Origin of the sequence: Streptomyces thermocarboxydus, assembly GCF_024760485.1 — a bacterium.
GTDB lineage: Bacteria > Actinomycetota > Actinomycetes > Streptomycetales > Streptomycetaceae > Streptomyces > Streptomyces cellulosae.
Genome location: NZ_CP058273.1, coordinates 2406886 through 2425689 on the forward strand (window position 1 = coordinate 2406886; position 18804 = coordinate 2425689).

Genomic DNA, 18804 nt, shown 5'->3' on the forward strand with positions numbered 1-18804 from the left:
AGTCGCCGTGAGGGTCGGAATCGTCGGAGCCACCGGTCAGGTGGGCACGGTCATGCGCAGGATCCTCACGGAGCGGAACTTCCCGGTCACGGAGCTGCGCCTGTTCGCCTCGGCCCGCAGCGCGGGCACGGAGCTGGACGGCGTGACGGTCGAGGACGCCTCCACCGCCGACTACAGCGGCCTGGACATCGTGCTGTTCTCCGCGGGCGGCGCGACCTCCAAGGCGCTGGCCGAGAAGGTCGCCTCGCAGGGCGCCGTGGTGATCGACAACTCGTCCGCCTGGCGCAAGGACCCCGAGGTCCCCCTCGTCGTCTCCGAGGTAAACCCGCACGCGATCGCGAACCGTCCCAAGGGCATCATCGCCAACCCGAACTGCACGACCATGGCCGCGATGCCGGTACTGCGTCCGCTGCACGCCGAGGCGGGCCTGGAGGCGCTGGTCGTCGCCACGTACCAGGCGGTGTCCGGTTCCGGTCTCGCGGGCGTGGCGGAGCTGCACGGTCAGACGCAGAAGGTCGTCGACGAGGCCGACAAGCTGACGCACGACGGCGCGGCGGTCGACTTCCCCGAGCCCGGCGTCTACAAGCGCCCCATCGCCTTCAACGTGCTGCCCTTCGCGGGCAACCTCGTCGACGACGGTCTGAACGAGACCGACGAGGAGCAGAAGCTGCGCAACGAGTCGCGCAAGATCCTGGACATCCCTGAGCTGAAGGTCTCGGGCACCTGTGTGCGCGTCCCGGTCTTCTCCGGCCACTCGCTGCAGATCAACGCCCGGTTCGCCCGCCCGATCAGCCCGGAGCGCGCGACCGAGCTGCTGGCCGAGGCGCCCGGCGTGGTCCTCACGGACATCCCGACCCCGCTGCAGGCCGCCGGCCAGGACCCGTCGTACGTCGGCCGCATCCGGAGCGACGAGACGGTGGAGAACGGCCTGGCGCTGTTCGTCTCCAACGACAACCTCCGCAAGGGCGCGGCCCTGAACGCGGTGCAGATCGCGGAGCTGGTGGCGCAGGAACTGAGCGCCTGACGGCACACCGGTACGGAGGAGAGGCGGGCGTCCCCGAGGGGGCGCCCGCCTCTTCCCGTTCCGCCGCGTGGGTGGCGGGGGGGCGGTCAGCCCCGCCGGACCTCGTAGAGGCGACGCGTCCCCCTTTCGACACAGGGGTATCCCCATGCCTGCGGTTTCGTCATCGCGTGAGGGCGATCTCGCGTGGAAGGATGGCGCAACCCACACATATCGAGGAGATGACCGCGTGCCTGGCACAAACCTGACTCGCGAAGAGGCGCAGCAGCGGGCGAAGCTGCTGACCGTTGACTCGTACGAGATCGAGCTCGATCTCTCCGGCGCGCAGGAGGGGGGCACCTACCGTTCCGTGACCACGGTGCGCTTCGACGTCGCCGAGGACGGCGCGGAGTCCTTCATCGACCTGGTGGCCCCGGCCGTCCACGAGGTCACCCTGAACGGTGACGCGCTGGACCCCGCCGAGGTCTTCGCCGACTCGCGCATCGCCCTGCCCGGCCTGCTGAAGGGCCGCAACGTGCTGCGGGTGAGCGCCGACTGCGCGTACACCAACACGGGTGAGGGCCTGCACCGCTTCGTCGACCCGGTGGACGACCAGGCGTACCTGTACACGCAGTTCGAGGTGCCGGACGCCCGCCGGGTGTTCGCGAGCTTCGAGCAGCCGGACCTCAAGGCGACGTTCCAGTTCACGGTGAAGGCGCCGGAGGGCTGGACGGTCATCTCCAACTCCCCCACGCCGGAGCCGAAGGACAACGTGTGGGAGTTCGCGCCCACCCCGCGCCTGTCGACGTACGTCACGGCGCTGATCGCGGGCCCGTACCACTCGGTGCACAGCGTGTACGAGAAGGACGGCCGCTCGGTGCCGCTCGGCATCTACTGCCGGCCCTCGCTCGCCGAGTACCTCGACGCGGACGCCATCTTCGACGTGACCCGGCAGGGCTTCGACTGGTTCCAGGAGAAGTTCGACTACGCCTACCCGTTCGAGAAGTACGACCAGCTGTTCGTGCCCGAGTTCAACGCGGGCGCCATGGAGAACGCGGGCGCGGTCACCATCCGCGACCAGTACGTGTTCCGTTCGAAGGTGACGGACGCGGCGTACGAGGTGCGCGCGGCCACGATCCTGCACGAGCTGGCGCACATGTGGTTCGGCGACCTGGTCACCATGGAGTGGTGGAACGACCTGTGGCTGAACGAGTCGTTCGCCACCTTCGCGGAGGCCGCCTGCCAGGCCGACGCGCCCGGCTCCAAGTGGCCGCACTCGTGGACGACGTTCGCGAACCAGATGAAGACCTGGGCCTACCGCCAGGACCAGCTGCCGTCCACGCACCCGATCATGGCGGACATCCGCGACCTGGACGACGTGCTCGTCAACTTCGACGGCATCACGTACGCCAAGGGCGCCTCCGTGCTGAAGCAGCTCGTCGCCTACGTGGGTGAGGACGAGTTCTTCCGGGGCGTGCAGGCGTACTTCAAGCGTCACGCGTACGGCAACACGCGCCTGTCCGACCTGCTGGGCGCCCTGGAGGAGACCTCAGGGCGCGACCTCAAGACCTGGTCGAAGAAGTGGCTGGAGACGGCCGGCATCAACGTCCTGCGTCCCGAGATCGAGACGGACGACGCCGGCGTCATCACCTCCTTCGCCGTCCGCCAGGAGGCCCCGGCGCTCCCCGCCGGCGCGAAGGGCGAGCCGACGCTGCGCCCGCACCGCATCGCGATCGGCCTGTACGACCTGGACGAGGCGACCGGCAAGTTGGTCCGCGGGGACAGGGTCGAGCTGGACGTCGACGGCGAGCTGACCGCCGTGCCGCAGCTCGTGGGCAAGCGCCGCCCGGCGGTGATCCTGCTCAACGACGACGACCTGTCGTACGCCAAGGTCCGCCTGGACGAGCAGTCCCTCGCCGCCGTCACCGAGCACCTGGGCGACTTCGAGTCGTCGCTGCCGCGCGCGCTGTGCTGGGCGTCCGCCTGGGACATGACCCGCGACGGGGAACTGCCCGCCCGGGACTACCTGTCGCTGGTGCTGTCGGGCATCGGCAAGGAGTCCGACATCGGTGTCGTGCAGTCGCTGCACCGGCAGGTGAAGCTGGCCCTCGACCTGTACGCCGACCCGGCCGCCCGCGAGGCGCTGCTGGCCCGCTGGACCGACGCCACGCTGGCCCATCTGCGGTCCGCCGAGCCGGGCAGCGACCACCAGCTGGCGTGGGCGCGCGCGTTCGCGGCGACCGCCCGCACCCCGGAACAGCTGGACCTGCTGGAGGCGCTGCTCGCCGGCACGCAGACCGTGGAGGGCCTGGCCGTCGACACCGAGCTGCGCTGGACGTTCGTGCAGCGGCTGGCGGCGGTGGGCCGGTTCGACGAGGCGGAGATCGCCGCCGAGTACGAGCGGGACAAGACGGCGGCGGGCGAGCGACACGCGGCCACCGCGCGGGCGGCCCGTCCCACCGAGGAGGCCAAGGCGGAGGCATGGGCCTCGGTCGTCGAGTCCGACAAGCTGCCGAACGCGGTCCAGGAGGCCGTCATCGCCGGCTTCGTGCAGACCGACCAGCGGGAGCTGCTGGCGCCGTACACGGACAAGTACTTCGAGGTGCTGGCCGACGTGTGGGCGTCCCGCTCGCACGAGATGGCCCAGCAGATCGCGGTCGGCCTCTACCCGGGCATCCAGGTCTCCCGAGAGACCCTCGACAAGACGGACGCCTGGCTGTCCTCGGCCAATCCCAACGCGGCCCTGCGCCGCCTGGTCTCGGAATCCCGCGCGGGCGTGGAACGCGCCCTGCGCGCGCAGGCGGCGGACGCGGCGGCGTCGGCGTAGGCACGCGGTTGTGAGGGGCGCCTGGTTCCGGCCGGGCGCCCCCGCGTCATGTCACGTCCGGACGGACGGGGACTGGCGCTGGTGCGGGCCTGTGCCGACGTGTGGGGCTGGCAGCCGCTGACCCGGGAGGGCAACCGGGGCAAGGTTGTCTGGTGTGAGCTGGGGTCGGGTCGGGTCAGCTGACGGTGCCCTCAGTTGGCCCGCCACCGTTGCCCCGAAAGCCAGGGTCATGCCCGCGAGTTGGAGCGCCGTCAGGCTTTCGTCCAGGAGCGCCCAGCCCAGTACCGCCGCCGTCAGCGGGGACAGCGGGCCGAGGAGCGTGGCCTGGGTCGCGGTGAGGCGGCCGATGCCGCGGAACCACAGGACGTACGCGAGCGCCGTGTTGACCAGGACCAGGTACGCGTAGCCGCCGGCCGCGCCGGCGTCCAGGGCGGGCGGGGCGCCCTCGACCAGAAACGCGAGCGGGGCGATCAGCAGGCCGCCCGCGGTCAGTTGCCAGCCCGTGAGCGCGAGCGGGCCGACTCCCTCGGGCCGGCCCCACTTCTGCGTCAGCACCGTGCCCGCCGCCATCGACGCCGTGGACGCGAACGCCGCCGCCACACCCAGCGCGTCCAGCGCCCCCGCCGCCCTCAGCACCACCATGCTCACCCCGAGCGCGGCGACGGTCCCGGCGAGGACGTCCCGGAGTGCGGGTCGCCGCCCCAGCAGCAGCGCCGACAGGCCCAGCACCAGCAGTGGGCCCACCGAGCCGACGACCGCCGCCAGCCCGCCCGGCAGCCGGTACGCGGCGAGGAAGAGAAGGGGGAAGAAGGCGCCGATGTTCAGCGCGCCCAGCACCCCCGCCTTCCACCACCAGGCGCCGCGCGGCAGCACCCGGTCGAACACGAGGAGCAGCAGCCCCGCGGGCAGGGCGCGGACCAGGGCCGTGAACAGGGGGCGCTCCGGCGGCAGGAGCTCGGTGGTGACGACGTAGGTGGTGCCCCAGGAGACGGGGGCGAGGGCGGTGAGCGCGACGACGGCGGCGCGACGGTGCGCGGACATGGGCGCCCCTTCCAGTGAGCGAGTAGCAAGTAGCTTAGCCCTAAGCTAGTTATGTGCAAGCTACTTTCTTGCGGGCAACCCCTGCCGCGCGGATACTCCCCGCTATGAGTGCACGCCCCGAGCCCCGCCACGCGGACCCCGTCGACGCGATCATCGAGCAGTGGGCCCGGGTGCGGCCCGACCTGGACACCACCGGGATGGAGGTCTTCGGGCGCATCTACCGGCTGGCGCGCGCCATGGGCGACCGGCACGAGCAGGTGTACGCGCCGTTCGGGATCTCCCGGGGCGAGTTCGACGTCCTCGCCACCCTGCGCCGCGCCGGGGAGCCGTACACGCTCTCGCCCCGGCAGCTCTCCGCCACGCTCATGCTCACCACCGGCGGGATGACGGGCCGTCTCGACAAGCTGGAGCGCGCGGGACTGCTGCGCCGCTCCCCCGACCCGCACGACCGGCGCGGACTCCAGGTCACGCTGACCGAGGAGGGGCTGCGGCTGATCGACGAGGCGGTGGTGGCGGGCGCCGCCGAGCAGTCGCGGGCGCTGGCCGCCCTGGGGCCCAAGCGGTCGGCACAGCTCGCGGATCTGTTGCGGGATCTGCTGCTCGCCACCGAGCGCTAGGGCCTGTCCGGCGGATCACGCCGAGGACGCGGGGTCTGGCACGCCCATCTGCGGCGTTGTCGTCACTCGCCGACGCTCCGCGTCGACTCCCTCCTCCGCCTTGCAACTGGACGCACCAGACCCCGCTCACCTGGGTTGCAAGACGCTGCGCCTTTCCCCCGACTTGATCCGCCGGACAGGCCCCAGGCCCCCGCCGACACACGCCGAAGGGCGCCGGCGAGGTGCCGGCGCCCTTCGAGAAAAGCGCGCGTGCGGACCGCTCGGGCGAGCGGGCCCGGTGTCAGGCCTTGGCGTCCGCCTTGGTCCGGACGTTGGAGCTCGTCGGGTCCTTCTTCTGGTGGGACTTGTCGGCCACCATCACCAGACCGGCGATGACCACGAAGAGCCCGATCGGGAGCAGGACGTAGAGGCCCAGCGTCTCGATGACGCTCAGGCCCGTGCCGGGGTCGTCGCCGTCGTCGCGGTTGAGCGCGAGCGCGGGGGACGACATGAGCAGCATCATCAGCGTCGTACCGGCTGCCAGGGCGCCGGCGCGCAGGGCGTTCTTCTTGTCCACGGTCCCCAAAGTATCGAACGCGGTCGGGGGCCGCGCGCCCGGGGTGTCCAACGGGCGCGCGGGCCGGTCAGGGGGCGGGCGGGGCGGGCCGGTCGGGGGCCGGCGGGGCGTCGGCGCGCAGCACGTCGGTCAGCCTCCGCAGCCGGGGGGACGCGGCCAGGTCCTCCAGGGTCACGGGGCGCCCCTCCGCGTCGGCGACGGGCAGCCGCCAGTTCGGGTACTGGTCCCAGGTGCCGGGCAGGTTCTGCGGCCGCCGGTCCCCGATGCCGTCCGGCAGCCACACGCCGACCATGCGCGCGGGGGTGCGCAGCAGGTAGCGGTACACCGCCTGGATGCCGGCCTCCTCCCGGGAGGCGTCGGAGCCGCCTTCCGCCGTCGCGGGCAGCAGCCCCAGCTCCTCCAGCCGTTCCAGCCACTCGCCCACGTCCGCCTCCGCCTCCGCCCGCTCCTCGGCGAGGGGCCGGGTGAGCAGGTCCAGCCGGTCGCGCAGCTCCACATGCTCGCCGGTGAGGCGGGCCGCAGTGGACGGCAGGTCGTGGGTGGTGGCCGTGGCCAGGCAGTCGGCGCGCCAGCGCTCCGGCGGCAGCGGGCGGCGGTCGCCCTCCCAGTCCCGCTCGAACCACAGCACCGACGTCCCGTACACCCCCCGCTCGCGCAGCGCCTCGCGCACCCCGGGCTCGACCGTCCCGAGGTCCTCGCCGATCACCAGGGACCCGGCGCGGGACGCCTCCAGGACGAGCACGGCGAGCATGGCCTCGGCGTCGTAGCGGACGTACGTCCCCTCCGTGGGCGGGAGGCCCTCGGGCACCCACCAGAGCCGGAACAGGCCCATCACATGGTCGATGCGCAGGGCGCCCGCGTACCGGAAGAGGCCCCGCAGCAGGTCGCGGAAGGGGGCGTACCCGCTCTCCGCGAGCCGGTCGGGGCGCCAGGGCGGCAGCCCCCAGTCCTGGCCGCGCGCGTTGAAGGCGTCCGGGGGCGCGCCGACGGACATGCCGGGCGCGAAATGATCCTGCTGCGCCCAGGCGTCCGCGCCGGTGGGATGCACGCCGACGGCCAGGTCGTGCACGATCCCCACGCCCATCCCGGCCTCTCGCGCGGCCCGCTGGGCGGCGGTGAGCTGGGCGTCGGTGAGCCAGACGAGCCAGGATTGGAAGTCGACGCGGTCCCGCAGCTCCTCGCGGGCGCGGGCGGTCTCCGCCGAGCGGGGGTCGCGCAGCGGGGCGGGCCAGCGGCGCCAGTCGGGGCCGTGCGCCTCGGCGAGCGCGTACCAGGTGGCGTGGTCCTCCAGGGCCTGCCCCTGCTCGGCGCGGAAGGCGCGCAGGGCGGCGGCGCGGCCGGGGCCGAGCGGGACCGTCCGCACCAGGTCGAGGGCCTCCCGCTTGGCGTCCCAGACGGCGTCCCGGTCGATCAGCTCGCCCTTGCCGAGCACCGCCTCGCGCAGCCGCGCCGCCCGCTCGAGCAGGGCGTGCAGCCGCTCGCGGTCCTCGACGTACGCGAACTCGGGCACGGCCTCGACCCGCAGGTGCACGGGGTCGGGGAAGCGGCGCGAGGAGGGGCGGTACGGGGACGGGTCCGTCGGGGGTCCGGGAACGGCCGCGTGCAGCGGGTTCACCTGCACGAACCCGGCGCCGAGCGCGCGTCCGGCCCATGCGGCCAGCTCACCGAGGTCGGCGAGGTCGCCCATGCCCCAGGAGCGGCGGGAGAGCAGGGAGTACAGCTGCACCAGCAGCCCGTACGAGCGCCCCTCGACGGCGGGCAGCCGGGGCGGCGCGACGATCAGATGGGCGCGGGCGGTGCGCCCGTCGGGGGCGGTGGCGGTGAGCAGGTGCACGCCGGGCGGGAGGTCCTCGGCGGACGCGCGGGTGCCGCCGTCCTCGGTGCGGATCTCCAGCCGGGCGCCTTCGGGCAGCGCGGCGAGCGCCTCGGGCGGGCGGGCGCCCCATGCGACGACGGTGGGCGGCAGCAGCCGCTCGGCGATCTCCTGTTCGCGCACGGCCAGGGCGGCGCGGACGGCCTCCTCGGTGGACGCGTCGACGCCGAGGGCGGCCAGGGCGCGCGTGACGGCGGCGGCCGAGGCCGGGACCGTCGTGTCCGGGGAGGGGCGGTAGGAGGTGGCGACACCGTGCAGGGCGGCGAGCCGGGACAGCGCCTCGGAGGGGGTCCCGTCCGGCCGTGGCGCGGTCACGCTAGGGCTCCGGGGAGTACTGGGCCGGGAAGGAGTCGAGGCCCGCGGAGTCCGAGGTGTCGGAGAAGGAGTCGGACTCGCTGGTCAGCGGGGTGGCGTCGGCGAGCGGCGGTTCGCTGGTGAGGGGTTCGGCGTCGGGCAGCGGGGGTTCGCTGGTCAGGGGCGCCTCGGCGCCGGTGCCCTCGGCGCCGAGGAAGCAGTCGTGCGGGTCGTGGGCGGAGTGCTCCGCCTCGGGCGCGGAGTGCTCCGCCACGGGTTTGGACAGGACCGGGGGAAAGACGTATGCCGCTGCGGTCACCAAGGGCCTCCTCGTCGTGCCGGACGTGCGGGTCATTTCGCAGCCCTACCCAGCGGACGCGAGCGCAGACGCACAAAGGCGTTCAACGTGAACCTGGTCACATTCTCTTCCTTCACTCTCACCCCCCAGGGGGACAAATACGCCACAACACCCTCTCTGATTGACACGTTCACTCCAGGAGTGGTGGGCTCTGGGCGTCTCGGTAACGGAATGGACACGGCCGCCGGTCGTAGGCCGGCCGGTCCCGGGGGATCAGGAGGGGCCTCGTGCAGCTGTGGCGTGGCAGAACGGCGTCCGCGCGGAGGACCGCACTCGCACTCGCCGTGCTCGCCGGGTCCCTGGGCGTCGCCCCCGCCGCGACGGCCGCGACCGCGCCGGATCCGGCCCGTTCGCCCGCAGCCGACCCGGCCGGGAAGGCCGCCGCGGACGTCCCGGCGATCTGGCCGCGCCCGCACTCCCTGCGCGCGAACGGCGCCCCGGTCCGGGTGACCGAGGAGGTCGCCCTGGCCGTGGAGCGGGGGGCGGATCAGTACGCCGTGGAGGCGCTGAAGGACGTCCTGCGGGAGGCCGGCGCGCTCCGGTTCACCTATCCCGGCGCACCGGCGCCCGAGGGGGCGCTCGTCGTACGCGCGGGCAGCGAACGCGCCTCCGCCGACCCCCGTCACGCCCTTCCGGCGGGCGGCTACACCCTCACCTCCGGCGACGGCTCCGTGACCCTCACCGGCGCGGACGGCGACGGCCTGTTCCACGCCGTGCAGACCCTGCGCCGTCTGGTCCGTCCCGACGGCACCATCGCCGCCGCCGTCGTACGGGACTGGCCCGCCACCGCCGTACGCGGCATCACGGAGGGCTTCTACGGCACCCCCTGGACGCACCGGCAGCGGCTCGGCCAGCTCGACTTCATGGGCCGCGCCAAGCTGAACCGGTACCTCTACGCGCCCGGCGACGACCTGTACCGGCAGGCCCGCTGGCGCGAGCCCTACCCGGCCGAACTGCGCGCGGAGTTCCGCGAGCTGGCCGAGCGGGCCGCCCGCAACCACGTCACCCTCGGCTGGGCCGTCGCGCCCGGACAGGCGATGTGCTTCTCCTCCGACGACGACCTGCGGGCGCTGACCCGCAAGCTGGACGCGATGTGGGCGCTGGGCTTCCGCGCCTTCCAGGTGCAGTTCCAGGACGTCAGCTACAGCGAGTGGCACTGCGGGGCGGACGCCGACCGGTTCGGCTCCGGACCCGAGGCGGCCGCCCGCGCCCAGGCGCACGTGGCCAACGCGGTCGCCCGGCATCTGCGGCAGCGGCACGCGGGCGCACCGGCGCTGTCCCTGATGCCCACCGAGTACTACGAGGACGGCTCCACCGCCTACCGGCGGGCGCTCGCGCGGGAGCTGGACGACGGCGTCGAGGTGGCGTGGACCGGCGTCGGCGTGGTGCCCCGCACCATCACGGGCCGTCAGCTGTCGGAGGCCCGTGAGGTGTTCGCCCACCCGCTGGTGACGATGGACAACTACCCGGTCAACGACTACGCGCCCGGGCGCCTGTTCCTCGGCCCCTACCAGGGCCGGGAGCCCGCCGTGGCCGTCGGTTCGGCCGCGCTGCTCGCCAACGCGATGGAGCAGCCCGAGGCGTCCCGCATCCCCCTCTTCACGGCCGCCGACTTCGCCTGGAACCCGCGCGAGTACCGCCCCCAGGAGTCCTGGCGGGCCGCGATCGCCGACCTGGCCGACGGTGACAAGCGGCGCGAGAAGGCGCTGACCGCCCTGGCCCGCAACACCGCCTCCTCGGTGCTCGGCGGCACGGACGCCGCGTATCTGCGGCCGCTGATCGAGGAGTTCTGGCGCACCCGGCCCGCCGCGCGCGGCGCGGGCGAGGCGGAGGCGGCCGGGCGGCTGCGCGCCGCCTTCACCGACCTGCGCGAACTGCCCGGCCGGCTGTCCGGCACGTCCCTCGCCGACGAGATCACCCCCTGGACCGGGCACCTCGCCCGCTACGGCGAGGCGGGCACGGCGGCGCTGGACATGCTGCGCGCCCAGCAGGCCGGGGACGCGGGGGACGCCTGGGCCGCGTACCGGCGGCTGGAGGCGCTGCGCACGGAGCTGAGGTCGGAGCGGGTGACGGTCGCCGAGGGCGTCCTCGAACCGTTCCTGAACCGGGCGCGCACGGCGTACGAGAGCTGGGCGGGCATCGCGCAGGCGCCCGGGGGGAGCGACGGCGGCGCGCTGCGGCTGGAGCGCGCCCGGGTGCTGGACACGGTGACGGTGCTGGCCGAACCGGGCACCACGGGGTCCGTGGAGGTGCGTACGGAGACCGGGGCGTGGCGGCGTATCGGCGCGCTGGACGCGGCGGGCGCCACCGAACTGCGCGCCGGCGAGCGGCCGGTGGACGCCGTGCGCGTCGTGGACGCGGACCCGGAGCGGGTACGGCATGTGGTGCCGTGGTTCGCCGACGTGCCGGACGCCGTGGTGGGACTGCCCGGCGACCGCGCCGACGCCGACATCGGCCGCACCCGCACTCTGACGGTCACCCTGGGCTCGGCCCGCCCCGAAGACGTACGGGACCGGCTGACCGTGGACGCGCCGGAGGGCGTCGAGGTGCGGGTGCCGAAGAAGCCGCTGTCCGTGCCGCGCGGGACGCCGGTGCGGGTGCCGGTCGAGGTGACCGTGAAGCCGGGCACGCCGACCCGGTCCTACGACGTCCGCCTCGGCTTCGGCGGCGCGGCCCGCACGCTGACCGTGGACGCGGTACCGCCCGTCGACGGCACCGACGTGGCCCGTACCGGCCGCGCGGAGTCCTCGGCGGACGAGACGCCCGACTTCCCGGCGTCGGCGGCCAACGACGGGGACGCGCACACGCGTTGGTCGTCGCCGGCCGAGGACGACGCGTGGTGGCAGGTGGAGCTGGACCGCCCGGTGCGGCTGGGCAAGGTCGACCTGCACTGGCAGGACGCGCACGCCTCGGCGTACCGCGTGGAGGTCTCCGAGGACGGCCGCGCCTGGCGCACGGCGGCGGAGGTCCGCGACAGCCGTGGCGGCCACGAGACGGTCCGCATGGACGAGCCGGACGTCCGCCACATCCGCGTCCAGGGCGAACAGCGGGCCACGCGGTACGGGTACTCGCTGTGGTCGGTGGAGGCGTACGCGGTCGCGGACTGAGCGCGCGGGGGGGCCGGGCGGCGCTCCGGCCTCTCCTTGTCTGCCCGTCACTTGTTCCCGACCCACGACTCGCTGAACTCGGCGCTGGCGCATACGGCCCGCGAGGCGGGCACCGCGGTCCTGCTGATCACGCACGACACCCGGACCGCCGCGTATGCGGACCGGGAGGTGTCCCTCCTCGACGGCGTGGTCGTGGAGGAGGACCCCGCGCCTGCGGTGACCCCGTGACGGCGGACCTGCGGCCGGCCCGGCACCTGGTGCGCGGCTCGGACCGGCACGAGTGGTGGCGGATCGCGCTGACCGGCGTCGGCGCCCTGCTCACCGCCGCGCTCGCGCAGGGCGCGGTGGTGCCGGCGTCGGTGCGTGGGCATCGCGACTTCCCCGTCGCGCACGGGCTGCTGGACGCCCCCGGGGAGCGGTCGGGGGTGATCGCCGCGCTGCTGCTCCTGCTGATCCCCGTGCTCGGGTTCGTCGGGCAGAGCGCCCGGCTCGGCGCGGTCCACCGGGACCGGCGGCCGACGGGGCTGCGGCCGGAGGGGCTGCGGCCGACGGGGCTGCGACTGGCGGGGCTGCGGCCGACGGGGCTGCGACTGGCGGTGCGGCGGATCGCGGGCGGCGGAGCCGGCCTGGCCTGCCTGGCGGTCGGCGCGACGGGCATCGACCGGACGGCCGGGCCATCGGCCGTCGGGCTCGTGATCACCTGGCCGGCTCGGCGTCGGCCCGCCGAGTCCGTCGCCACCCGCCGCCGCACGCTCGCGGCACAGGCCGCGGCGGGGTGCCGCGCGCGGTCCTCGGCCGGGCGCTGCTCCTGGAGACCGCCCTGCCCCTGGCCCCAGGCGTGCTGCTCGCGGGCATCGGCGGCGGCGCGATCGGCCTCTGGTACGCCGCGCTCGCCGAGGGCGGCTGCTGGTCGGCGCCGTGGGCGGTCCTGCTGGTGCCGGTCGCCGTCCACACGGCCTCGCTCAGGGCAGCGGCCACCGCCGTGCCGCTGCCGCACCGCACGCCACGCCCGTCGGAGCCGCGGTACGCGTGACGGCGAGCACCGCCCGGTCCGGGAAGCGCGGGGAGCTTTCCGGGCCGGGGCGGGGCGTACCGGGCCCCGGGACAGGGCGACGCCGGGGCGGTGCGTACCGCCCGGAGTGAAGCGGTGCGGGAGCCGGCGCCGGACGGCATGGTGACTCCGCCCGCCCGGTGCGGCACCCGCACACCTCTACGACGGCTGCCGGCCCGGCCACGCCCGTCCCGCCCGTGGTCCGGGCGCTCCGACGACGCCGACCGGCCGTCGGTGGGTCCGCCGCCCGGTTTCACCACGCCGACGCCGCGCGGGGCCGGCCGCCGGGAACGACGGACGCGGGACACGGGCTTCTGGCGGCGGGGAAGAGAGCCGAGCGGGTCGCGGGCAGCCCGCCGGTGCAGGCGGCGCGACCGGTTGCCGCGCCGCCGCCGGACGAGGAAACCGACGCCCTCCGGCGTCACCCCCTACCGCACGGCGTACCCCTTACGCCGAGATCCCGTCGATCCGCGCCAGCGCGTCGTCCGCCCCGTACGGCTGGAGGTAGGGCAGCCAGCGCGGGTCGCGGTGGCCCGTGCCGATGATGCGCCAGGCCAGGCCCGTCGGCGGGGCGGGCTTGTGGCGCAGGCGCCAGCCCAGTTCGAAGAGGTGGCGGTCGGCTTTCACGTGGTTGCAGCGGCGGCAGGACGCCACCACGTTGTCCCAGACGTGCTTGCCCCCGCGGCTGCGCGGGATGACATGGTCGACGCTGGTGGCGACGCCACCGCAGTACATGCACCGGCCCCCGTCACGGGCGAAGAGCGCCCTGCGGGTGAGTGGAACGGGCCCCCGGTAGGGAACCCGCACGAAACGCTTGAGCCGGACCACGCTGGGTGCGGGGACGGTGACGGTCGCGCTGTGCAGATAGGCGCCGGTCTCCTCGAGGCAGACTGCCTTGTTCTCGAGGACGAGCACGAGCGCGCGGCGGAGCGGTACGACGCCGAGCGGCTCGTACGACGCGTTGAGGACCAGGACATGCGGCACGGACGGCCTCCTTGTACGCCGGCGGCGCGTGGCTCGCGCCGGGACGATCCGTAGTCAGTTTCCCCTCATGCCTGGTGAACGCGCCACCATGTCCCGGTAACGGGCTGGGAGTGTTTTCGACCACACCCGGATACATCCCCAGGATCATGGCCTGTTCAAGCGCAGGTGAGCGCGGTCTCTTCTTCACATGTCCCGCCCATCCCCCCGCAATGCCCCGTTAGTGTGGTGGTTCCGTCCCCACCGGTGACCTGTTCGTGATCCCGCCGGTCTTGACGCCCGCACCGGGGACGGTCGTGCACCTGGAGGTACCCGCCGTGTCCTTGTCCGCCGCCCTGTCGGCAGCCGACCCCTCACCGACCCCCGCGGAGACGGAGACCCCACGGGTCCCCTCGCTGCAGGACGCCCAGGAGAGCGCCACGAGCGCCGCCGGCTGGGTCGAGGAGAACTGGTCGACGTGGCTCGCCATCGGGCTGCGGGTGCTGCTCATCGTGGTGATCGCGGCGGTGCTGCGGGTGCTCGTGCGGCGGGCCATCACCAAGCTGGTCGACCGCATGTCCCGCACCGGTCAGACGCTGGAGGGCGGCGGGCTCGGGGGCCTGCTGGTCAACGCCGAGCGGCGCCGCCAGCGGTCCATGGCGATCGGCTCGGTGCTGCGCTCCGTGGCGTCCTTCCTGATCATGGGCACGGCCGCGCTGATGGTGCTGGGCACCTTCCAGATCAACCTCGCGCCGCTGCTGGCGTCGGCCGGTGTGGCCGGTGTCGCGATCGGTTTCGGCGCCCGGAACCTGGTCACGGACTTCCTCTCCGGCGTCTTCATGATCCTGGAGGACCAGTACGGCGTCGGCGACACGATCGACGCGGGCGTGGCCACCGGCGAGGTGATCGAGGTCGGCCTGCGGGTGACGAAGCTGCGCGGCGCCGACGGCGAGATCTGGTACGTCCGCAACGGCGAGGTCAAGCGCATAGGGAACCTCTCGCAGGGCTGGGCGACCGCCAACGTGGACGTCACGGTCCGCGCCGACGAGGACCTGGACCGGGTCAAGGCCGTCCTCGGCGAGGTCGCCGAGCGCACCAGCAAGGAGGAGCCCTGGAATGAGCTCCTGTGGAGCCCGGTCGAGGTGCTGGGCCTGGACTCGGTGCTGCTGGACTCGATGGTGGTCCGGGTCTCCGCGAAGACGATGCCGGGCAAGTCGCTCACCGTGGAGCGGGAGCTGCGCTGGCGCATCAAGCGCGCCTTCGACGCGAACGACATCCGTATCGTCGGAGGCGCCACGGCCACGGAGGACGCCCCGGCCGCGGATCCGGCGGCCGGTGTGGCCGCGCCGTCCGCGTACGCCAGCTCGGTCTCCCCGCAGTCGATGGCCGCGTCCCCGCTGCCGGGCCCGAACACCACGAAGTAACCGCCACAACCGCGGAGGGGCGGCGCCCGGGACCTCCCGGACGCCGCCCCTCCGCCATGTCCGGGCCACCCCTTGACGCCTCCTGCGCGCCGGGCCTACCGTCCTCCCACCCGACAGGAAACCTTCCTGACAGTCTCTCCCGGATGGACGTCCCGCGCGGCCCGCTGAGAAGCCGTGCGGTCGACGAAGGGCAGGTGGCGCACCCCATGGCAGGAATAGCCGGCACACCGGGCACCCCGCGCGTCCTGCGCGCCATGAACGACCGCGCCGCCCTGGACCTCCTGCTGGAGCACGGCCCGCTGTCACGCACCCGGACAGGCAAGCTCACAGGTCTGTCGAAGCCGACCGCGTCCCAGCTCCTGGCCCGCCTGGAGGCGGCCGGACTGGTCCTCGCCACCGGCACCACCGAGGGCCGCCCGGGCCCGGGCGCCCAGCTGTACGCCGTGAACCCGGCCGCCGCGTACGCCGCCGCGCTGGACGTGAACCCGTACCGGATCCGCGCGGCCGTCGCCGACGTCACCGGCCGCACCGTCGGCCACCACGAACTGCCCACCCCCGGCCGCCGCCCCGCCGTGCCGGTCGTCCAGCAGGTCACCGAGGCCCTGGACGGCGCGGTGAAGGCGGCGGGCCTGACCCGCGCGGACATCCACCGCACGGTGATCGGCACGCCCGGCGCGTTCGACCCGAACACCGGCCGTCTGCGTTACGCCTCCCATCTGCCCGGCTGGCACTCCCCCACGCTGCTGGACGAGCTGGCGGCGGCCCTGCCGATGCCGTGCGAGTACGAGAACGACGTCAACCTGGCCGCCCTCGCCGAACAGCGGCTGGGCGCGGCCCGCGGCCACGGCGACTTCGTCCTGCTGTGGAACCAGGAGGGCCTGGGCGCGGCCCTGGTGCTGGGCGGGCGGCTGCACCGGGGGTTCACCGGCGGCGCCGGCGAGGTCGGCTTCCTGCCGGTGCCGGGCACGCCGCTGGTCCGTCAGGTCACCAAGGCCAACAGCGGCGGCTTCCAGGAGCTGGCCGGCGCCCAGGCGATACCCCGCCTCGCCCGCGAGCTGGGCGTCGAGGACATCCCCGACGGCCCGTACGCGGAGGTGGCGGCGGCACTGCTTGAGCGCGCCGCGGCCCGCCCCGGCGAGGAACCGCACCGCGCGCTGCTGCACACCTACGCCACCCGTCTGGCGACCGGCCTGGCCTCCCTGGTCTCCGTCCTCGATCCCGCGCTCGTCGTGCTGAGCGGCACCGTCCTCACCGCGGGCGGCGAGCCGCTGCGCGACCTGGTCCAGGCCGAGCTGGCGGAGCTGGCCGCCTCCCGCCCGCGTCTCGTCCTCGCCGGCGTCCGTGAACACCCCGTGCTGCGCGGCGCGCTGGAGAGCGCGCTCGCGACGACCCGCGACGAGGTCTTCGACACCTCGCGCCGATCCTAGGGACACCGCGTATGAAACTCACCGTGGTCGGCGGAGGCTCGACCTACACCCCCGAACTCATCGACGGTTTCGCACGGCTGAGGGACGTCCTGCCCATCACGGAGCTGGTCCTCACCGACCCGGCCACCGACCGCCTGGACCTGATCGGCCCCCTCTCCCGCCGCATCTTCGCCCGCCTGGGCCACCCGGGCCGCATCACCACGACCACCGACCTGGACGCGGCAGTCGAAGGCGCGGACGCGGTCCTCCTGCAACTCCGCGTGGGCGGCCAGGCAGCGCGCCTCCAGGACGAGACGTGGCCTCTGGAATGCGGCTGCGTGGGCCAGGAGACAACGGGCGCCGGAGGTCTGGCCAAGGCGCTGCGCACGGTCCCGGTCGTCCTGGACATCGCCGACCGGGTCCGCCGTACCAACCCCGACGCGTGGATCATCGACTTCACCAACCCGGTGGGCATCGTGACCCGCGCCCTGCTCAAGGAGGGCCACAGGGCCCTGGGCCTGTGCAACGTGGCGATCGGCCTCCAGCGCAAGTTCGCGGCACTCCTCGACGTGAACCCCGCCGAGGTCCACCTGGACCACGTGGGCCTCAACCACCTCACGTGGGAAACGGCCGTCCACGTGAACGACGAGAACGTCCTCCCGCGCCTCCTTGCGGACCACGGCGAGAAGATCGCCGCGGACCTCCGCCTCCCCCTCCCCGTCCTCACCACGCTGGGCGTGGTCCCCTCCTACTACCTCCGCTACTTCTACGCGCACGACGAAGTGGTGGCCGAGATGCGCACCAAGCCCTCCCGGGCAGCCGAAGTGGCGCGCATGGAAAAGGAACTGCTCACCCTCTACGCGGACCCGGCCCTCGACGAGAAACCGGCCCTCCTCGCCAAGCGTGGCGGCGCGTACTACTCGGAAGCGGCCGTCGACCTGGCAGCGGCCCTCCTCCGCAGCGCGGGCCCGCAGCACCAGGTGGTCAACACCCTCAACAACGGCACGCTCCCCTTCCTCCCCGACGACGCGGTGATCGAAGTACCGGCAGCGATCACACCCAAGGGCGCGGTGCCCCTCCCCGTACGTGAACTCGACCCCCTCCTCACGGGCTTGATGGCGAACGTGACGGCGTACGAGGACCTGGCCCTGGAGGCGGCCCTGCACGGCGGCCGGGACCGCGTCTTCCGCGCCCTGCTGGCCCACCCGCTGATCGGCCAGTACGCGTACGCGGACCGCCTGACCGACGACCTGATCGCGCACAACCGGGAGCACCTCACGTGGGCCTGACCGCAGCCGTCCTCGCCGTCGACGCGGGCAACAGCAAGACGGACGTGGCGGTGATCGCCCCGGACGGCACGGTGCTGTCGACGGCCAGGGGAGGAGGCTTCCGGCCGCCCGCGGACGGCCTGGACAAGGCAATGGCAGCCCTGGGCGCCCCCATCACCGAGGCCCTGCACGCAGCAGGCACCTCCAAGGTCTCCCATGTCTCGGCCTGCCTGGCGAACGCGGACCTCCCGGTCGAGGAAGAGCACCTCACGGAGGCCCTCGCATCCCGCGCCTGGTCGGAATCCGTCACCGTCCGCAACGACACGTTCGCCATCCTCCGCGCGGGCGTGGAGGAACCCCGGGGCGTGGCGGTCGTCTGCGGGGCGGGCATCAACTGCGTGGGCATGCGCCCCGACGGCCGTACGGCACGCTTCCCGGCCCTGGGCCGCTTCTCGGGCGACTGGGGCGGCGGCTGGGCCCTGGCCGAGGAGGCGCTGTACCACGCGGCCCGGGCAGCGGACGGCCGAGGCGAACCCACGGCCCTCTCCACCACCCTCCCCGCCCACTACGGCGTCCCCGACATGCCCGCCCTGATCGAGGCCCTGCACCTCAACCGCATCCCGCACCTGCGCCGCCACGAGGCGACACCGGTCCTCTTCGCCACCGCAGCGCAGGGCGACCCCACAGCCCGCGGCGTCATCGACCACCAGGCCACCGAAATCGTCACGATGGCCACGGTCGCCCTCACCCGCCTGGACCTCCTCACCGATGAGACCCCGGTCCTCCTCGGAGGCAGCGTCCTGGCAGCGAACCACCCCCTCCTCACGGAAGGCATCCGCACCCGCCTCTCCGCCGCAGCCCCCAAGGCCGTACCGCACGTGGTGACGGCGCGCCCGGTCCTGGGGGCGGCCCTCCTCGGCCTGGACGACGTGGAAGCCCCCCGGGAGGCACACGACCGCCTGCGCGCGCAGTACATGTGAACGCGTCGGCCGCGTACGGCGGGACGGGGACGGGCTGGGGGT

At 74.0% G+C, this 18804-nt stretch carries 14 protein-coding genes and 1 pseudogene; 10 read left to right on the forward strand and 5 right to left on the reverse strand.

The features are described 5' to 3' along the window. Positions 1 to 7: 7 nt before the first annotated feature. Positions 8 to 1024 (forward strand): aspartate-semialdehyde dehydrogenase, encoded by a 1017-nt coding sequence (locus tag AY578_RS11110; protein ID WP_028961145.1) that lies wholly within the window; start codon positions 8 to 10, stop codon positions 1022 to 1024. A 226-nt stretch (positions 1025 to 1250) separates the two neighbouring features. Next, on the forward strand, positions 1251 to 3827 hold the full coding sequence (gene pepN / locus AY578_RS11115; protein ID WP_137210656.1) for an aminopeptidase N: 2577 nt from the start codon (positions 1251 to 1253) through the stop codon (positions 3825 to 3827). A 51-nt stretch (positions 3828 to 3878) separates the two neighbouring features. Here the strand turns inward: pepN and AY578_RS11120 are convergent, their stop codons facing one another. Further along, positions 3879 to 4868: an EamA family transporter gene (locus AY578_RS11120; RefSeq protein ID WP_136239405.1), complete on the reverse strand. Its 990-nt coding sequence runs from the start codon at positions 4866 to 4868 to the stop codon at positions 3879 to 3881. A gap of 104 nt (positions 4869 to 4972) precedes the next feature. On the opposite strand from AY578_RS11120, the gene AY578_RS11125 reads away from it, so the two are divergent. Further along, positions 4973 to 5485, forward strand: a complete 513-nt coding sequence (locus AY578_RS11125; RefSeq protein WP_136239404.1) for a MarR family winged helix-turn-helix transcriptional regulator — start codon at positions 4973 to 4975, stop codon at positions 5483 to 5485. A gap of 280 nt (positions 5486 to 5765) precedes the next feature. On the opposite strand, the gene AY578_RS11130 is transcribed toward AY578_RS11125, so the two are convergent. The 3 genes from AY578_RS11130 to AY578_RS11140 form a co-directional block, all read right to left on the reverse strand. Continuing rightward, positions 5766 to 6041 (reverse strand): hypothetical protein, encoded by a 276-nt coding sequence (locus AY578_RS11130; RefSeq protein WP_019527624.1) that lies wholly within the window; start codon positions 6039 to 6041, stop codon positions 5766 to 5768. A 67-nt stretch (positions 6042 to 6108) separates the two neighbouring features. Then, positions 6109 to 8229: a 4-alpha-glucanotransferase gene (gene malQ / locus AY578_RS11135; RefSeq protein WP_258902316.1), complete on the reverse strand. Its 2121-nt coding sequence runs from the start codon at positions 8227 to 8229 to the stop codon at positions 6109 to 6111. A gap of 1 nt (position 8230) precedes the next feature. Next, positions 8231 to 8527 carry a hypothetical protein gene (locus AY578_RS11140; protein ID WP_019527622.1) on the reverse strand — a complete coding sequence of 99 codons (297 nt, stop codon included), beginning with the start codon at positions 8525 to 8527 and terminating at the stop codon, positions 8231 to 8233. A 266-nt stretch (positions 8528 to 8793) separates the two neighbouring features. On the opposite strand from AY578_RS11140, the gene AY578_RS11145 reads away from it, so the two are divergent. From AY578_RS11145 to AY578_RS33830, 3 genes and pseudogenes are all read left to right on the forward strand, one after another. Continuing rightward, entirely contained in the window at positions 8794 to 11673 is a 2880-nt protein-coding gene (locus tag AY578_RS11145) for a glycoside hydrolase family 84 protein (protein WP_258902317.1), read from the forward strand. 81 nt (positions 11674 to 11754) lie between these two features. Continuing rightward, positions 11755 to 11901: pseudogene (locus AY578_RS11150) on the forward strand (ABC transporter ATP-binding protein); the annotation flags it as partial. A 547-nt stretch (positions 11902 to 12448) separates the two neighbouring features. Continuing rightward, the gene (locus tag AY578_RS33830; protein ID WP_337663094.1) at positions 12449 to 12706 is read left to right on the forward strand and encodes a hypothetical protein; all 258 of its coding nucleotides are present in this window, start codon (positions 12449 to 12451) and stop codon (positions 12704 to 12706) included. 465 nt (positions 12707 to 13171) lie between these two features. On the opposite strand, the gene AY578_RS11160 is transcribed toward AY578_RS33830, so the two are convergent. Then, complete coding sequence (locus AY578_RS11160; RefSeq protein ID WP_006133642.1) at positions 13172 to 13708, reverse strand: HNH endonuclease; 537 nt, start codon at positions 13706 to 13708, stop codon at positions 13172 to 13174. A 314-nt stretch (positions 13709 to 14022) separates the two neighbouring features. On the opposite strand from AY578_RS11160, the gene AY578_RS11165 reads away from it, so the two are divergent. The 4 genes from AY578_RS11165 to AY578_RS11180 all read left to right on the forward strand — a co-directional run bounded on the left by AY578_RS11165 (position 14023) and on the right by AY578_RS11180 (position 18762). After that, a complete protein-coding gene (locus AY578_RS11165; protein ID WP_026244246.1) occupies positions 14023 to 15108 on the forward strand; it encodes a mechanosensitive ion channel family protein in 1086 nt (361 codons plus the stop codon). Between the two features lie 206 nt (positions 15109 to 15314). Further along, on the forward strand, positions 15315 to 16535 hold the full coding sequence (locus AY578_RS11170) for an ROK family transcriptional regulator (protein WP_136239401.1): 1221 nt from the start codon (positions 15315 to 15317) through the stop codon (positions 16533 to 16535). 11 nt (positions 16536 to 16546) lie between these two features. Next, positions 16547 to 17803 (forward strand): 6-phospho-beta-glucosidase, encoded by a 1257-nt coding sequence (locus AY578_RS11175; RefSeq protein ID WP_019527617.1) that lies wholly within the window; start codon positions 16547 to 16549, stop codon positions 17801 to 17803. Beyond that, positions 17794 to 18762: an N-acetylglucosamine kinase gene (locus tag AY578_RS11180; RefSeq protein ID WP_019527616.1), complete on the forward strand. Its 969-nt coding sequence runs from the start codon at positions 17794 to 17796 to the stop codon at positions 18760 to 18762. The genes AY578_RS11175 and AY578_RS11180 overlap by 10 nt, the downstream gene beginning before the upstream one ends. Positions 18763 to 18804 lie beyond the last annotated feature (42 nt).

Excerpts from the sequence above, each read along its gene's own strand:
- AY578_RS11120 (WP_136239405.1), bottom strand. The coding sequence starts at position 4,868 with ATGTCCGCGCACCGTCGCGCCGCCGTCGTCGCGCTCACCGCCCTCGCC.
- AY578_RS11125 (WP_136239404.1), top strand. The coding sequence starts at position 4,973 with ATGAGTGCACGCCCCGAGCCCCGCCACGCGGACCCCGTCGACGCGATC.
- AY578_RS11175 (WP_019527617.1), top strand. The coding sequence starts at position 16,547 with ATGAAACTCACCGTGGTCGGCGGAGGCTCGACCTACACCCCCGAACTC.
- AY578_RS11170 (WP_136239401.1), top strand. The coding sequence starts at position 15,315 with ATGGCAGGAATAGCCGGCACACCGGGCACCCCGCGCGTCCTGCGCGCC.